Origin of the sequence: Microbacterium sp. Leaf288, from assembly GCF_001422925.1 — a bacterium.
Lineage (GTDB): Bacteria > Actinomycetota > Actinomycetes > Actinomycetales > Microbacteriaceae > Microbacterium.
On record NZ_LMNI01000001.1, the window covers coordinates 448,673 to 466,140 of the forward strand.

General features: G+C 71.9%; 8 protein-coding genes (1 of these 8 cut by a window edge). 6 read left to right on the forward strand and 2 right to left on the reverse strand.

Translation table 11 applies throughout. The annotated features are described in order from the left end of the window. Nucleotides 1-10,934: the end of a Calx-beta domain-containing protein gene (locus ASF40_RS01865; RefSeq protein WP_056365595.1), read on the forward strand. Its footprint begins 16,990 nt before the window's first position; 10,934 of the gene's 27,924 nt are visible here — the last part of the coding sequence; its start codon lies beyond the left edge, outside the window; its stop codon occupies nt 10,932-10,934. 46 nt (nt 10,935-10,980) lie between these two features. Next, nucleotides 10,981-12,408 carry a CCA tRNA nucleotidyltransferase gene (locus ASF40_RS01870; protein ID WP_056365598.1) on the forward strand — a complete coding sequence of 476 codons (1,428 nt, stop codon included), beginning with the start codon at nt 10,981-10,983 and terminating at the stop codon, nt 12,406-12,408. A 6-nt stretch (nt 12,409-12,414) separates the two neighbouring features. Here ASF40_RS01870 and ASF40_RS01875 read toward each other — a convergent pair whose 3' ends face one another. After that, entirely contained in the window at nt 12,415-12,969 is a 555-nt protein-coding gene (locus tag ASF40_RS01875) for a hypothetical protein (protein WP_056365601.1), read from the reverse strand. 26 nt (nt 12,970-12,995) lie between these two features. Next, on the reverse strand, nt 12,996-13,445 hold the full coding sequence (locus ASF40_RS01880; RefSeq protein ID WP_082496794.1) for a helix-turn-helix domain-containing protein: 450 nt from the start codon (nt 13,443-13,445) through the stop codon (nt 12,996-12,998). A gap of 150 nt (nt 13,446-13,595) precedes the next feature. Between ASF40_RS01880 and ASF40_RS01885 the strand changes: the two genes are divergently transcribed. From ASF40_RS01885 to ASF40_RS01900, 4 genes are read left to right on the forward strand one after another with little or no spacing between them, the layout of a single operon-like run. Then, nucleotides 13,596-14,798: a globin domain-containing protein gene (locus tag ASF40_RS01885; RefSeq protein WP_056365607.1), complete on the forward strand. Its 1,203-nt coding sequence runs from the start codon at nt 13,596-13,598 to the stop codon at nt 14,796-14,798. 12 nt (nt 14,799-14,810) lie between these two features. Beyond that, a complete protein-coding gene (locus ASF40_RS01890; protein ID WP_056365611.1) occupies nt 14,811-15,539 on the forward strand; it encodes a DivIVA domain-containing protein in 729 nt (242 codons plus the stop codon). A gap of 43 nt (nt 15,540-15,582) precedes the next feature. After that, nucleotides 15,583-15,960, forward strand: coding sequence for a group I truncated hemoglobin (locus ASF40_RS01895; RefSeq protein WP_056365614.1), 378 nt, complete (start codon nt 15,583-15,585; stop codon nt 15,958-15,960). Nucleotides 15,961-16,014: 54 nt separating this feature from the next. Continuing rightward, entirely contained in the window at nt 16,015-17,415 is a 1,401-nt protein-coding gene (locus ASF40_RS01900) for a hypothetical protein (RefSeq protein ID WP_056365616.1), read from the forward strand. The last annotated feature ends 53 nt before the right edge of the window (nt 17,416-17,468 follow it).

Genomic DNA, 17,468 nt, shown 5'->3' on the forward strand with positions numbered 1-17,468 from the left:
CGCTGGGGACGCCTGTCGCCGCGAACGCCGACACGCACGCGAGCGCGGCCACGGCACCTGCTGGCTTCGGCACGACGATGACGTTCGCCGGACGCCTGGGCGGCGTCTTCGACCTCGACGGCGGAGCCGACCGCACGAACGGGGCGCTGATCTTCGGCCACATCGACGCCGACCACTTCGACTTCATGTCGACGCTCCTCGGCACCGCCGTGCACGTCTACGGCAGCCAGAACCTGTCGGCGACCGACCGCACCATCTGCGCCCCCGCAGTGCTCCAGGTCGGGTGCGGCGACGGCGAGGACGCGTTCCGCGTGCTGGCGCTGCGCACCCCCGACGACCCGGCCGCGCACACCCTCACGCTCGACGGGCAGCAGGGCACCGACTCCTACCGCGTCGAGACGACGACGGATGCCTCGCGCACCTACATCGTCAACCTCCTCGACTCGGGCGCACCGAACGACGGCGCGGACGTCGCGACGATCGTCGGCACCGACGGCGCGGACGTCTTCCTCCTGCGCCGGGTGACCTCGATCCCCGGCGAGAACGCCCACAGCCCCGCGTTCGTCGCCCTCGTGCACGGCACCGTCGAGGGCCTGCGCTCCTCGCCCGCTCTCGGCACCGGCGTCGAGCGGATCACCTACGACGCCGCGCTCAACGGCCGGCTCAGCGTCGAGTCGGGACTCGGCGACGACTTCTTCGCCGTCGACGACACCGCGACGACCATCACCCTCGACGCCGGCGCCGGCGACGACGAGTTCCAGCTCGGCCAGCTGTACGGCACCCCGCGAGACGCCTCCGCCGGCCTCGCGCCCGCCGATGTCTTCCCGCTCCTCATCCCGACGACGCGCGGCTACCTGAGCCCCGGCGTGAGCGCGCCGCTCGTCGCCCTCGGTGGCGCCGGCGACGACCGGTTCACGGTCTACTCGAACCGCGCCGAGCTGCGCCTCGAGGGCGAGGACGGCAACGACCTCTTCGTGGTCCGCGCCTTCGCGCTCGCGCGGACGGATGCCGCGGGGCACATCCTGATGGCGAACGGCACGGCGGTTCCGGCGATCGGGCTCTCGACCGGGCGTCCGCTCGACATCCGCACCGGCGGCGGTGACGACGAGGTGCAGTACACGATGAACGCGCCGGTGTCGGTGGACGGCGGAGCGGGCTACGACAAGCTCGTGATCCTCGGCACCGAGTTCCCCGACGACATCGTGATCACGGCATCCGCGATCTACGGCGCGGGCGTGAGCGTCCGGTACACGACCGTGGAGTCGGTCGAGATCGACGGCCTCGAGGGCGCGGACGAGTTCTTCGTGCAGTCGACCGCCGGGGGCGTCTCGTACCGCGTGATCGGCGGCCTCGGCAGCGACCGCATCAACATCGCGGGCGACATCTCGACCGACATCGTGGTGCGCGACATCGAGGGGGCGAGCGGATCAGTCGACCACCTCGTCACGTCGGGCGACATCCGCTACGACGGGATCGTCGCGCCCGGCATCGACCTGCACGTCGCGGGCGTGAACGAGGGGCTCGTGGTCATCACCGAGTCCGGCGGCGGCACCTCGGTCAGCGAGGGCGGCGGTGCGACATCGTTCGACTCGTACACCGTGAAGCTCTCGCGTCAGCCGGTGGGCAAGGTGTACGTCACGGTGTCCGCCGCCTCGCCCGGCGTCGCCGAGCGGCTGGGAGTGAACCCCGGCGACTCGGTGTGGCTCTGCGCCGGCACCGCCGCGCAGTGCGACGACGCGTTCGCCGAATTCCGCCGTCACCTCGTCGAGATGGGCGGCGTCGTCGACCCCGCGCAGCGCGCGGTCGTCCTCGTCTTCGACGGCTCGGACTGGAACGTGCCGCAGACCATCCACGTCTACGCCGTCGACGACCTGCGCGGAGAGGGCGACCGCGTGGTCGCCATCAGCCACACGACGATCGCGACGGACGCCGCCGACATCGCCGCCGGGTTCGACGGTGCGACCGTCCGCAACGTCGAGGCGCTCGTGCGCGACAACGACGTGCCCGGGGTCGTCGTCGTCGAGGTCACGCCCGGCACGTCGAACGAGGACCGCTCGACCGTGGTGCTCGAGGGCGCGAACGGCATCACCGACGAGATCCTCGTGGGGCTGGCCGCACCCGCCGCCGGCACCGTCGTCATCCGGCTCGACCTGCCGGACGGCCGGATCCGCCTCGAGAGCTCGGACTCGCGGTTCGACGCCGCGACCCGCACGATCACGTTCGCGGCGGGCGACGTCGCGCCGGTGCGCATCCGCATCGTCGCGATCGACGACGCCGCGCGCCAGGACCCGACCTGGGTGCGCCTCATCGCCCACCTGGTCTCGGCGCCGGCCGGCTACGCGTTCGCCGACCGCACGCTCTATGCAGACGTCCGCGACGACGACTCCGCGGGCGTCATCGTGACGCAGAGCGGCGGCTCGACGACCGTCGTCCGCGGCGGCACGGGCGACGACTACACGATCCGCCTCACCACGCCGCCGACCGCCGATGTGCACATCGCGATCCTCACCGACGGGCTCACCGACGTCGTCCTCGGCGGCCGCGTCACGATGCGCGCCATCGGCACCGCGGGCGCGGGCCTGTTCAGCGGCGGCGTCACGATCGACCCGGGAACGCGCCGCATCACGCGCACCGACGGCGGCAGCTTCCTCGCGGACGGCTTCCTCGAGGGCATGCGCATCTCGCTCGACGGCGGCGCGACCTCCTACAAGATCGCGGTCATCCGCGGCACGAACGCGACGTTCGACAACGTGATCGAGCTGACCGCCGAAGGCGCGCTGGGCGCGTTCGCCGGCACGATGACGCTGCGCCGGGTGGCAGCATCCATCACCTTCACGGCTGCGAACTGGGCGACGCCGGTCACGGTATCGCTGCGGGCCGACGCCCTGTTCGACGTGCCGCTCGTGCGCGAGGGCGTCAGGACGTTCGCCGCGCAGCCGCACCTGCTGTCGCAGCTCGTGGGTCCGGTCCAGATCGAGGGCGGCACGACTCGCGCCGATCGGTCGCTGCGGGGCGGCATCAAGCTGCCGGGCGAGACCGACGGGCCCCTGCTCGGCATCGGGAACGCGGCATCCGTTCCCGAGGGGCAGAACGTCGACATCCTGAGCATCTACGACGACTCGAGCGTGCAGGACCACGTCCGCACGCTGACCTCCACCAGCCTCACCGGAACGGGACTGCCCGCCGGGTTCACCGTCGACGGCGCGACCGCGTTCGGTGAGCCCGCCGTGGTGCCCGGCGGCATCTCGTGGGGCCGCGTCGAGTTCGCGACCGGCGGCGACGGCACGGTGACGGGGATCACGACGGATGCCTCGCTCTCGACGATCGAGGTGCTGAACCTGCTGCTCGGCACGGGCAACGACCGCCTGACGATCACCGGCACGCTGCAGCAGGCGCCCGAGGACGACGGCGACCCGGCCACCACCGTGAACCCGCCCGCCGCGCACGGATCGCTCACCGTCGTGCACGGCGGCGGCAACCAGCTCGTGGGCGGCGTGGTCGGCGGCGACACGATCATCATCACCGGCGGCGGCGGTCCCGCCTCGCCGCTGGTCGTCTACGGCGACACGTCGCAGGACGGCGTCTGGTACTCGGGCCGCCCGGCCGGCCAGGACGCGGGAGACTTCGGCGCACAGCCGTTCGACTCCTTCCCGGGGATCCCCGACGAGGACGAACGCTTCTGGCTGCCGCTGGCGAACCCGTTCGCGCACGCCGGCAACGATGTGATCGACGCGAGCGCGCTGTTCACCGGGGTGCCCGCCGGGGCCCTGCCCACCGTCGGCGTCGTGATCTACGGCGGCGAGGGCGACGACACGATCATCGGCAGCCAGGCGCACGACTACCTCGCCGGCGGTTCGGGCGACGACCTCATCCTCGGCCAGCGCGGCAGCGATCAGATCTACGGCGACTCGGGCGTGAACGTCGACGTCATCACGCGCCGCCTCGACATCCCGACGGCGAACGCGAGCACGCATCCCATGGCCGACGGCCTCGTCCCCGGAGACGACGAGCTGCACGGCGAAGGGGCCGGAAGCGCCGCGGGCGCCGCGGGCGACGACGACGACGTCATCTTCGGCGATCACGGCGTCGTGACGCAGGCCGTCACCCTCGAGCGCACCGACCTGCTCGGCGGACCGGTGTTCGTGCGGATCCAGACGGCGCGCCTCGTGACCGCCATCGCGACCGCCGAGCCCGCCGTGGGCGGCGACGACGTCATCTCGGGTGACGCGGGCGATGACCGGATCGCCGGCGGCAACGGCGCCGACGCCATCACCGGCGACGCCGGACGCGACACGATCTTCGGCGACCACGGCCGCATCCAGTACGCCTCGCCCGACGGCCTGCGCCACCTGGTGACGACGACCGACCCGCTCGTGGCGGCCGGTGGCGACGTGATCTCCGGTGGCGACGACCGTGACGTCATCCTGGGCGGCAACGGCGCCGACACGATCCGCGGCGACGCGGAAGCCGACATCATGCTCGGCGACCACGGTCTCGTGCGCGACGGCGCGACGCCGGCCGCGGCGGACGGCACGTGGGACCTCATCACGACGACAGACCCGAACCTGGGCGCGGGGGACGTCATCTTCGGCGGCACCGCCAACGACATCGTCTTCGGCGGCACGGGCGCCGACACCGTGGCGGGCGACGACGCCAACGACCTCATCTTCGGCGACCACGGCAAGGTCGAGTCCACCGTCCCGTACAGCGGCGTGCTCGGCATCTTCCTCGAGCTGCTCCCGCTCAACATGCCGCTCGCGGCACACCCGTTCCGGTGGACGTCGATCGACACGCTCGCCGCCCACGGCGGCGCGGGCGACCTGCTGCGCGGCAACGCCGGCGAGGACGTCATCATCGGCGGTCAGGGCGCCGACCGCATCACCGGCGGCGACGGCGACGACGACCTCATCGGCGGCCACAACGTCGCGGGCGGCAGCGACGGTGCTGATCCCGCTGGATGGGGCGACGTGATCGACGGCGGTCAGGGCGACGACGCCATCGCCGGCGACAACGCGAACCTGCTGCGCACCGGCGACATCTCGAGCCGGCGCTTCCAGGTGCTCACCGGAAGCGGCATCTACGCGCAGGACACCGGATGCGCCAACATCGTCAGCGGTGCCGGCGGCGCCTGCGGCACCAACCCGGCGAACTCGTACGACGACCCGCGCGGCGCCAAGGAGCGCGACGTCGTGCTCTTCGACCACGACACGTCGACACAGCCCGGGCTGTACGCCGGCGACGTGATCGCCGGCGGCGCCGAGGACGACCTCATCTTCGGCCAGCTCGGCGACGACTGGATCCAGGGCGACGGCTCGGCGATCGACGACACCGGCGCGATCACCGTCGATGTGCGCACCACGCGCCAGTCGGCCGAGGACTGGGCGGGACCCGGCCGCGACGGCGACGACTACATCGAGGGCAACGGTGGGAACGACGTCATCTTCGGAGGCCTCGGCCGCGACGACCTCATCGGCGGCAGCTCCGAGCTCTTCAGTCTCACGACGGCCGCGCGCCGGCCGGACGGCGCCGACACGATCTTCGGCGGTGCCGGCATCCGTCTCGTCCGCAACAACTACGGCGACCTCGAAGAGGGCGGCCACGCCGCGGACAGCGACGTGATCCTGGGCGACAACGGCAACATCCACCGCCTCGTGCGGATGGTGGCCACCGCGGCGGACGCCGACCCGTACACGCCGGGCACCGCGTTCCTCACCTTCACCTACGACACCTACGCCGGGGCCGTGCGCCTGCTGCCGCGGGCGTACACCTTCCTCGACTACACACATGGGTCGGGCGCAGGCATCGGCGCGGCCGACGTCGTGCACGGCGAGGACGGCGACGACACGATCCACGGCCAGCTCGGCGACGACGTGCTCTTCGGCGAAGGCCAGGATGACGACATCTACGGCGGCTGGGGCAACGACCGCATCTACGGCGGCACCGGCGTCGACGGCATCATGGGCGACGACGGCAAGCTGCAGACCAGCCGCAACGGCCTCACCGAGCCGCTCAACAACCTGAACACCGCCGACGCGGCCCAGTTCGTGTCGATCCCCGGTCCGTTCACGGGCGCCGAGATCTACATCCTCGGGGAGCTGCTCAAGCGCGCCGACTTCGCCACGTGGATCGACGGTGCGGTCAACCACGACGTGCTCTACGGCGGTCTGGGGGACGACTTCATGCACGGCGGCGAAGGCAGCGACTCCATGTCGGGCGCCGAGGCGATGCAGGAGTTCTACAACCGCGACCTGCGGATCGGGGCGCTCACGCGCCTGGCGACCGAGCTGCCGACGGTCGACACCAACCCGCTGCACTACAACGCCGACACGACGATGTTCGCCGACTACGACGCCGACGACCCGCGGTCGATCATCCCCGGGTTCCTCCTGAACTTCGACGCGTACGTGCTCGACGAGGCGACGGGGCTGCCGATCGACATCGACGGCATGAAGGTCAAGAGCGACGACGGCCGCGACCGCATGTACGGCGACCTGTGGCACGACTGGCTCGTCGGCGGCACGAACTGCGACTGGCTGTTCGGCGGCTTCGGCGACGACCTCCTCCAGCTCGACGACAACCTCGAGACCGCCGGCGGCGCGAACACCGACCCCGAGAACGACGACCCGCGCTTCCGCGACGGCGACCTCGCCTTCGGCGGCGCCGGGCGCGACGTGCTCATCGCCAACACCGCGCAGGACCGCATGTTCGACTGGGGCGGCGAGTTCAACAGCTACCTCGTGCCGTTCAGCCCGTTCGGCTCGCCGACCGTCAACCGCGGCTTCAGCCCGCACATCCGCGACTTCATCCGCGCCCTGTCGGTCGCCGGGGGCTCCGACGAGGGTCCGGGCGTTCCCCCCGGAGAGCCCTTCGACGAGGAGGCGCTCGTCGAGCCGAGCGACGGCCAGCTGTGGAACGACCAGCACGGCGGCCCCCGCGACCCGCAGCCGGGCAACATCGGCGGCACCGGGCGTGACGATGTGGGCGGGCAGAACCTGCACTGCCCGTGCGACCCGCAGACGATCCTCCGCGTCGTGAAGTACGTGAACGGGCAGGATGCGAACGAGTCGGGTCCGACGGTCCCCGTCGGGTCGACCGTGGTCTGGACGTACGAGGTCACCGTCGCGGGCACGATCTCGATCCGCCTCACCCGGCTCCTCGACGACGCCGGCACGCCCGCCGATCCGATCGACGACTTCGCGCCCGTGTACCTCGGCGGCGACACGAACGGCAACGGGCTCGTCGACCCCGGTGAGATCTGGCGCTTCAGCGCGACCGGCATCGCGCGCGCCGGCCGGTACATGAACGTGGTGACGGCGGAGGGCGTCGGCACGAACGGCCAGGCCCGGCGCGACAGCGACCCCGCCGTGTACATCGGCATCTCGGGCCCCGACGACGTGCTCCTCTTCGTCGAGAAGGCCGTGAACGCCGTAGACCCGCTGCACCCGACCCCCGCCGAGGACGCCGACACCGCGACCGGCCCCCTCGTCACCGCCGGCTCGCAGGTGGTCTTCACCTACCTCGTGACCTCCCTGAACGGCTCGGTCTCGGGCGTCACGCTGATCGACGACAACGGCACACCGGGCAACCCGAACGACGACTTCGCCCCGACCTATGTCTCAGGCGACACCAACCAGAACGGCTCCCTGGACCTCGGCGAGATCTGGATCTTCCGCGCCATGCGCGCCGCGATCCTCGGTCAGTACATGAACATCGCGACGGTGCGCGGCACCGGCGCCGGGCGCGCACTGGTGGGCACCGACGCGGCCAACTACTTCGGCATCCCGGTCGACGAGACGGTGCTGTTCGTGGAGAAGGCCGTGAACGCGGTGGATCCGCTGCACCCGACGCTCGCCGAGGACGCCGACTCGCCGACGGGTCCGCGCGTGGCGGTCGGGTCGCAGGTGGTCTTCACCTACCTCGTCACCGCCGTCGGCGGTCCCGTCTCGACGCTCACGCTGCGCGATGACAACGGCACGCCGTTCGATCCGAGTGACGACTTCACACCTGTGTACGTGTCGGGAGACACGAATGGCGACGGCATCCTCGATCCCGGCGAGATCTGGTACTTCCGGGCCGTCCGCGCGGCGATCCTCGGCCAGTACACGAACATCGCGACCGCGCGCGGCGCCGCCGGCGACGCGCCGCTGGTGGCCACCGACGCCGCGAACTACGTCGGGGTGCCTGTGGAAGGCACCGAGCTGTTCGTCGAGAAGGCGGTCAACGCCGTCGACCCGCTCCACCCGACCTCGGCCGAGGACGCCGACCTCGCGACCGGGCCCACACTGATCGTGGGTTCGCAGGTCGTGTTCACGTACTTGGTGTCGGCCGTCGGCGGCCCGGTGTCGAGTGTCACGCTCCGCGACGACAACGGCACGCCCGGCAACCCGAACGACGACTTCACGCCCGAGTTCGTCTCGGGCGACACCAACGGCAACGGCATCCTCGACGTCGGCGAACTGTGGCTGTTCCGCGCGATCCGTACCGCGGTCCTCGGCCAGTACACGAACACCGCGACCGTCCGGGGCGCCGCCGGCGGGGTCAGCCTCGACGCCACCGACATCGCGAACTACCTCGGCATCCCGGTGGGCCTGGTCTCGATCGACAAGGCCGTGAACGCGGCATCCCCGCTCGCGCCGACCGCCCAGGACGACGCCGACGCGGCGGTCCTCGCCAAGCCCATCGGCGTCGGCACCGCCGTCGTGTGGACGTACCTGGTCCGCAGCCTCACGGCGTCCAGCCTCCACGGCGTCACCGTCGTCGACGACAACGGCAGCCCCGACGACGCCAGCGACGACTTCACCGCGGTGTACGTCTCGGGCGACGCCAACGGCAACGGTCTGCTCGATCCCGGTGAGGTGTGGCTCTTCACGTCGCTGGGCGTCCGCGTCTTCGCGGCGATCGCGGGGCTCTACGGCAACACCGCGACCGTGACCGCCTACGACGAGGCGAATGCCCCGGCCTCGGCACGCGACGCGGCCTACCATTTCGGCGCGATCACGCTTCCCGAGATCGTGAAGTACGTGAACGGACAGGATGGTGCGACCGCACCGGGCATCGAGCTTCCGGTCGGCGGCCCCGTGACGTGGACGTACGAGGTGCGGAACCTCGGCAACATCGCGCTCGCGGTCGCGGTGACAGACGACAACGGCACGCCCGCGACCCCCGTGGACGACTTCGCCCCCGCGTACGTGTCGGGCGACACGAACGGCAACGGGCTGGTCGACCCCGGCGAGGTCTGGCTCTACCGCGCGACCGGGTCCGTGACGGAGGGCGCGTACGTCAACACCGCGACGGTCGTGGGCACCGTGCCGGGCACGGCGATCACGGGCCGCGACACCGATGACGCGCACCACGTCGGGGTGGTCGTCCCGCCGACAGGCATCGTGGTCGTCAAGCGCGCCGACGGACAGGATGCCGACACCGCCGCCGCGGCCGTGCGCGTGATCCCCGGCTCGACGATCGAGTGGACGTTCGCGGTGCGCCTCATCGACGGCTCGCTGCCGCTGGGGGGCATCGTGCTGGTCGACGATCGCGGCACGGCCGATACCGCCGACGACGTGACGCTGACGCTCGTGAGCGGCGATGTGAACGGCAACGGGATCCTCGAGACGGGCGAGGTCTGGCTCTACCGCTGGACGACGATCGCGACCGTCGGCGCCTTCCGCAACGTCGCGACCGTCTCCGGCACCGACCGGTTCGGCCGCGTCTTCACCGACGACGACCCGGCGCACGTCTACGGCGCCGTCGTCGGGATCGACGTCGAGAAGGCGATCAACGCGGTCGACCCGTGGCACCCGAACGGTCTCGAAGACGCCGACACGAGCGGCCCGCAGCTGCTCGCGGGCAATGCCATCGTGTGGACGTACCTGGTGCGCAACACCGGGAACACGCCGATCTCGGTGAGCCTCGTCGACGATAACGGCACGCCGGGCAACACCACCGACGACTTCACCCCCGCGTACGTGTCGGGCGACACCAACGGCAACGGGCTGCTCGACCCCGACGAGATCTGGCTGTACAGCTACAGCAGCACAGTCCGCACCGTCGACTACACGAACACCGCGACCGCGACCGGCACCGACGCCGTCACCGGCCAGACCGCGACCGACAGCGACGCCGCCGCATACCGCGCCGTGGCCGCGGGCGGCGCCGAGGGCCACACGCCCGGCTTCTGGAAGACGAACGCGACCAACTGGGGCGCGATCGCGTGGCCCCGCCTGCCCGACGGCTCGCTGCTGTACCGCCCCGACCAGACCGTCGGCAGCGTGTTCACAGCGGCCACCGGCGCGTACGCGTCGCAGACGCTGCTGCAGGCGCTGGGCGCGGGCGGTGGTGGCGTCACCGCCCTGCTGCGCCACGCGGTGTCGGCCCTGCTGTCGTCGGCGCACCCCGAGATCCCCTATCCGTACACGACGGCCCAGGTCATCGCCCGCGTGAACGCCGTGCTCGCCGGCGGCAGCAGCGCCCAGATCAACGCCCTCGCCACCGAGCTCGACCGCTACAACAACTACGGCTCCGATCTCGACCAGCACGGCGTCGGCACCGGGGCGCGGCTGGCCGACCCGGTGGAGCCCGCGGCGCCGGCGACCCTTCCCGCCCTGACCATCTCCGACACGTCGGTCACCGAGGGCAGCAAGGGATCCGGCACCACCGCGAGCCTCAGGATCACGCTGTCCGCAGCATCCACCGTCGACATCACCGTGACCGTCTCGGTGATCGGGGGCACCGCGACCAGCGGCACCGACTACAAGGGGGCGACCACGGTCACCCTCACGATCAAGGCCGGGCAGACGTCGGGCACGTTCTCGCTCACGATCGTGGCAGACAAGGCCGATGAGGCCGACGAGACGATCGTCGTCGGGCTGAGCACAGTGAGCGCCGGTGCGACCATCGCCGACGGCACCGGGGTGATCACGATCGTGGACGACGACTGACCCGCCCGTCTCGGTGGGTCCCGTCCGCGCGGATAGGCTCGATGTCATGCTCAACATGGCCGAGGGCATCGCGCGCCTCGGCGCGCTCGCCGAGTCCCCCGTCGTCTCCACGCTCGCCCGCGCGTTCTCCGACGCCGGGTTCGACCTCGCGATCGTGGGCGGCCCGGTGCGCGACGCGCTGCTCGGCCGCCCGACGAACGACCTCGACTTCACGACGAACGCGCGCCCCGACGACATCCTCAGGATCGTCAAGCCGATCTCGTCCGCGCGGTGGGACATCGGCCGCGCGTTCGGCACGATCGGCGCCCGCGTGCACGGCGAGCAGGTCGAGATCACGACGTACCGCGCCGACAGCTACGACGGCGTGACCCGCAAGCCCACCGTCGAGTTCGGCGACACCATCGAGGGCGACCTCGTGCGCCGGGACTTCACGGTGAACGCGATGGCGCTGCGCATACCCGGGCAGACGCTGGTCGATCCCACCGGCGGTGTCGAAGACCTCGTCCGCGGCGTGCTCCGCACCCCGGCCGACCCGGCGGTGAGCTTCGGCGACGATCCGCTCCGGATGCTGCGCGCCGCCCGCTTCGCGTCTCAGCTCGGTTTCGCCGTGGACCCCGCCACCGAGGCCGCGATGCAAGAGCTCCGCGCGACGCTCGAGATCGTGAGCCCCGAGCGCATCCAGGGCGAGCTCGTGAAGCTGCTCGCGACCGACGACCCCGTGCGAGGCATCCGCCTGCTCGTCGATACGGGACTCATGGCCGAGTTCCTGCCCGAGATCCCCGCGCTGCAGCTCGAGGTCGATGAGCACCACCACCACAAGGATGTCTACGAGCACTCCCTCACGGTGCTGCGGCAGGCGATCCAGCTCGAGAAGAGCCGGAATCCGGATGCTGCACCCGACGTCGCGCTCCGTCTCGCGTCGCTGCTGCACGACATCGGCAAGCCGGCGACCCGCCGCCTCGAGCCGGGCGGCGGCGTCACGTTCTACCACCACGACCTCAAGGGCGCGCGGCTGGCCCGCAAACGCCTGCAGGAGCTGCGCTTCGACTCGGCGACCATCGCGACCGTGAGCCGGCTCATCGAGCTGCACCTGCGCTTCTTCGGGTACTCCGAGGGTGCCTGGACCGACTCGGCGGTGCGCCGGTACGTCCGCGACGCCGATGCCGAGCTCGATCGCCTGCACATCCTCACGCGCGCCGACGTCACGACCCGCAACGTCAAGAAGGCCACGCGCCTCGCGCGCGCCTACGACGACATCGAGCGCCGCATCGCCGAGCTCGCGGCCCAGGAGCAGCTCGATGCGATGCGCCCCGAGCTCGACGGCAACCGCATCCAGGAGGTGCTGGGCCTGAAGCCCGGCCGCGAGGTGGGCGAGGCGTACAAGTTCCTCCTCGACCTCCGCCTCGACGAGGGCGTGGTCGGCGAGGACGAGGCAGAGCGGCGCCTGCGGGAGTGGTGGGCCGCGCGCGCCTGATCCCCTTCAGAGCGCGTGCAGATGCACCCCGACCCGCTCGGCGAAGGCGGGGCATCCGGCGGTGGTGAGCGCCTCCGTGATCGGCTCCGGGCGGCCCTCTCGCGTTCGGCGGGCGCGTGCGTGCTGCTCGGAGGTCACGTGCCTCACGTCCGCACCCGCGGTGTCGTCGAGGAGGCAGAGGAACTCGTCGGGGCTGTAGACGTCGAAGGGCGGCGGATCCTCTGCAGCGATCCCGTGAGGGTGGCTCGAGACCAGCACGTGGGCGCCGCCGGTCGCGGCGTCGGCCGCGGCGCGGTGGGGCTCGACGGCATCGTCGAGATCGATGTCGGCGCCGACCGACCCGATCATCTCGTCGAGGCTGGTGGCGAGCAGCTCGAGACGTCGCCATGAGGCCGCGCGCCGCGTCGGCTGCCGCCTCGACCACAGGCGGACGGAGTCCGTCACGACACCCGCGGACGAATGGAGCTGGAACGACCCGGTCTGGTGGCGCAGCAGCGCGAGCCATTCGTACGGGGTGCGCGCGGCGAGGACGTCGCTGTCGACGAAGACACGGTGCAGCACCCGGTCAGACTACCCAGCGAGGGTTGTCAATCGGCTCCGAATCCGGCTCCGAGCTCGTCGTCGAGCTCGCGCAGGGCGTCGAGGGCGTCTCGCCGCGCGCGGGCGCGTGTCCGCCGCAGCGCGAGGACGTCGGCGGTGCGCAGCCGCGTGTGCGTTCCCACCTGGTGGGAGGCGAGCTCGCCCGACCGCACGAGCTTCATCAAGGTGGGCCGGGACACGCCCACGAGCTCCGCCGCGACGGTGGTGGTCAGCTCGTCGGGGAGCGTGGCCACCGACACGCGGCCGCGTGCCAATCCCTTGAGGACGTGGGCCAGGAACGACCCCAGATCAGCGGGAACCGCGGTGTGGGCGCCGTCCTCCGCGGCGACGGTGAACCCGACGGTGCCGAGGTCGGGGACGCGGCGCAGGAGCTCGGCTGCCTGTTCGCGCAGGCCATCTTCGATGAAGACTGTCCCGTTCGACAACAACACGCTCATCCGGCCCCCCGACCTGTATCGCGCACCACCCCTGAGCGCTGTACAGGGCAATGCTATCCGGTTGCAGTTGCACGTGGTTGCTTTGCAGTTACATCCGCAACGCGCTAGCGTCGCCCGAGACCGAATCGCCGACGAGGGGACAGGACACACGTGGATGCGGTAGCGCTCAAGCGGACCTGGAGCCAGGTCGCCGCTCACGGGGACGCGGTCCCCGGGTACTTCTACGCGCACCTCTTCCTCGCCCACCCCGAGACGCGCGACCTGTTCCCCGTCGCGATGGCGGCGCAGCGCGATCGCCTCGTCAAGGCGCTGGGCCACATGGTGAGCAACGTCGACCGGGTCGGCGACGTCGTGCCCTACATCGAGGATCTCGGCCGCGATCACCGCAAGTTCGGCACGATCGCCGGGCACTATCCCGCCGTCGGCGCGTCGCTGCTCGCGACGCTGAAGCATTTCCTCGGCGACGCGTGGACGGCCGAACTCGCGGCCGACTGGGCCGAGGCCTACGGGCTGATCGCCACCACCATGATCACCGCCGCAGAAGCCGTCGAGTCGCAGCCCGCGACGTGGGCCGCGGAGGTCGTGGCGACGCAGCGACGGGGAATGGACGTCGGCACCGTGACGATCCGCCCCGACGACCGGTACCGCTACCAGGCCGGCCAGTCGCTGGCCGTCGAGATCCCGCAGCGGCCCCGGCAGTGGCGCTACCTGTCGCCGACCCATGCCCCCCGCGCCGACGGCACGATCACCTTCCACGTCCAGCTCGTCGCCGGCGGACAGGTCAGCGGTGCGCTGCTGCGCGACGTGAAGGCGGGCGATCGCGTGCGCCTCGGCCCGCCGATCGGCGAGCTGCTCACCCTCCCCTTCGACAGCGAGTGGCCGGACCTCCTCCTCGTCGCCGGCGGCACCGGTCTTGCGCCGCTGCTCGCCGTGATCGACCAGGTCGCCGCGCGCCACGCGGCCCGCGGGAACGGCCCGCGCGTCGCGCTCTACCAGGGCGTGCGGCACCCGTGGGGTTTCTACGCGAAGCCCGAACTCGAGCGGTACGCCGACGCGGGATGGCTCGATGTCGAGTACGGCGTGTCGGACGACCCGTCGTTCCCCGGGCGCCGCGGCCTGATCGGCGACCTCGCGGCCGCAGACGGCCCGTGGGATGAGCGTCTGGCGATGGTGTGCGGATCGCCGCGCATGGTCGACCACACCATCGCGGCCCTGCGCCGCGCAGGCCTCGACGAGCACCGCATCCGCAGCGAGAAGTACGAAGACCCGTTCACCCAGCAACCCAGCGCCGCCGCCGGACGAGCAGACTCCCCGGAGCTCGTCCGCCCCGCCGTCTCGCTGGGAGTCCAGTAGAGCGAAGGCGAAATGACCGCGATCCAATCCGTATCCACCACACCGGAGACGCTGCGCGCCGCGTCGTTCTCGGACGAGCGCCACGGCTACTCCCGCGGCGAGGTCGACGCACTGCTGACCGCCGCGGCCGACGCCCTCGAGGTCGCCTGGCGCGAGAACGCCGCGCTGACCGCCAGCGGCGTGAGCGCGGACGAGGGCGAGATCTCGAGCCGCGCCGTGCTGCTGCTCAGCAGCGCGCAGCGCATCGCCGACGACGCCGTCGCCGAGGCCGAGTCCTACGCCCGCGACCTCATCGAGACCGCGCGCAAGCAGTACCGCGAGATCGTCGAGCGGGCGCAGCAGGTCGCCCACTCGATCGAGAAGGAAGCGGCGGCGCACCCGGCTCAGGTCGCGGTGGCCCCGGCCGGCGCCCCCGCGGCGGGCGCCCCCGCCCCCGCATCCGCCTCGCAGCCGGGACCCGCGGACCGGTCGCCCGCGCTCGCGTTCGCGACCGACGACCTCGAGGTCGCGGGGCCCGCTTCGCCGGAGGACGTGGTGCGCGCCCGCCAGTTCGCCCGCATGGCCAGCGCGCAGGTGCACTCGCTGCTGGAGTCGATCGAACGGGAACTCGGACGCCTCGGCGCCACCCCTGCGCGAACGACGCCGACGACGCCGACGACGCCGACGACGGCTGCGCCCCTCCCCGCTCCTGCGAACCCCTCGGACGAGGGCCGCCGGCGGCGCAGCGACGTCGAATACTGAACGACCCGCACGACGACATCCCCCTCACGATCGGAGCATCCGCATGACTGACACGAGCGAAGCGACCCTGTACCAGCGCCTCGGCGAAGGCGCGGGCATCGCCGCGGTGGTCGACGGCCTCTACAGCCGCATCATGGCCGACGAGACGCTGGCCCCCTTCTTCGAGCACACCCGCATGATCGAGCAGAAGCGCCACATGGCGCTCTTCCTCGCCGCCGCGGCCGGAGGTCCGGACGGGTACAAGGGCAAGGACCTCGGCGTCGCCCACGCGGGTCGCGGCATCTCCGACGCCGACTTCGACCGCGTCATCGGCCACGCGGCGGCGGCGCTCGCCGAAGCGGGCGTGGACGCCGACGCGATCGACCAGGTGGCCGGCGCGCTCATGCCGCTGCGCGCGCAGGTCACCAGCGCGGCGGCGTAGCACCGCCCGCACCTACACTGGAGGCACGCTCCACCGACGTCGATCGGAGCCGCCGTGTCATCATCCTGGTCGCAGCGCCGCGAGGTGTCGCCCGAGACCTCCCGTCTGCTGATCGAGCGCGCCCACGAGGAGCTCGTGGCGGGCAACGCCGCAGATGAGCGATTGCGCGACGTCCGGCTGTTGGTGCGCGACTCGTGGCGCCGCTCGCTCGACAGCCTCGTCGGTGCCGAAGCGCTGCCGCCCCTCGACCTGACGGCCGAGGAGCTCGAGGCGTACCGGCGCGCCCACCCGCTCGCCGCGGTGATCGACATGGTGCGCGGTCTGCTGCTCCCGGGCGAGGCATCCGAATCCGGGGTCGTCGTCGCGGTGGGCGACGCCGCCGGGCGCCTGCTGTGGGTGGAGGGCGACCGCAACGTGCGGCGTCTCACCGGTGACATGGGTTTCGTCGAGGGCGCGAACTGGTCGGAGGACGCGGTCGGCACCGCCGCCCCCGGCACCGCGATCACGCTCGACCGGTCCGTGCAGATCACCGGTGCCGAGCACTTCAACCGGCTCGTGCAGCCGTGGTCGTGCAGCGCTGCGCCCGTGCACGATCCTGAGACGCGGCGCATCCTCGGGGTGATCGACGTGACCGGCGGCCTCGAGGCCGTCACCCCGCAGGCGCAGCTGCTGGTGGATGCCACGGCCCGGGCGATCGAGGGAGAACTCCTCGTCGCGCGCCTCCGAGCCCGCGCCGAGCCGCCGCGACCCGCGCGTCGTGCGCCCGCCCGGCGGGTGGAGCCGACGCGCGCGACACTGCGGGTGCTGGGTCGCGACCGTGCCCAGCTCGAGGTGACGGGCGAGGGCTTCGAGACCGTGTCGGAGCTCGGTCCGCGCCACGCCGAGCTGCTGCTCATGCTCGCGGTGCATCGCCAGGGCCTGTCTGCCGAGCGGCTCGGCGACCTCGTGTACGGCGAATCGGCGGGGGACGCAGCTGGGCCCCCGCACCGAGAGGCTCCGCGCGGCGCGCCAGCGCCGCGTGGAGGAGGAGCCGGGACCGTCACCCTCCGCGCCGAGATGGTGCGCCTCAGAAAGGCGCTGACGACAGCCGCCCCCGCGCTCGTGCCCGAGTCCCGGCCGTACCGGCTCGGCGTCGAGGTCGAGACCGATGCGCACCAGGTGCTGTCGCTCCTCGACCGGGGCGCGCACCGCGTCGCACTGGCCGCCTACCGCGGTGATGTGCTGCCCGACTCGGTCGCGCCCGGGGTGGAGGAGTTCCGCGACACCGTCCGGGTCGCGCTGCGCGAAGCGCTCATGGCCGAGGCATCCGTCGACGTCCTCCTCGCCTTCGCCGAGACGGATGCCGCCGCCGACGACGTCGAGCTGCTCCGGCTGTGCCTGTCGATGCTGCCCGCCCGCTCGCCGCGCCGCGCCGGCCTCGTCGCGAGGATCGAGAGGCTCGAAGCGGACGACTGACCCTCCTCCCGCTGGTCGAGCGAGCGGGGAACGCGGTCGTTGAGCGAGCTCGG

Coding starts and splice junctions, on each gene's coding strand:
- ASF40_RS01870 (WP_056365598.1), top strand. CDS start 10,981: ATGCTCAACATGGCCGAGGGCATCGCGCGCCTCGGCGCGCTCGCCGAG.
- ASF40_RS01880 (WP_082496794.1), bottom strand. CDS start 13,445: ATGAGCGTGTTGTTGTCGAACGGGACAGTCTTCATCGAAGATGGCCTG.
- ASF40_RS01890 (WP_056365611.1), top strand. CDS start 14,811: ATGACCGCGATCCAATCCGTATCCACCACACCGGAGACGCTGCGCGCC.
- ASF40_RS01895 (WP_056365614.1), top strand. CDS start 15,583: ATGACTGACACGAGCGAAGCGACCCTGTACCAGCGCCTCGGCGAAGGC.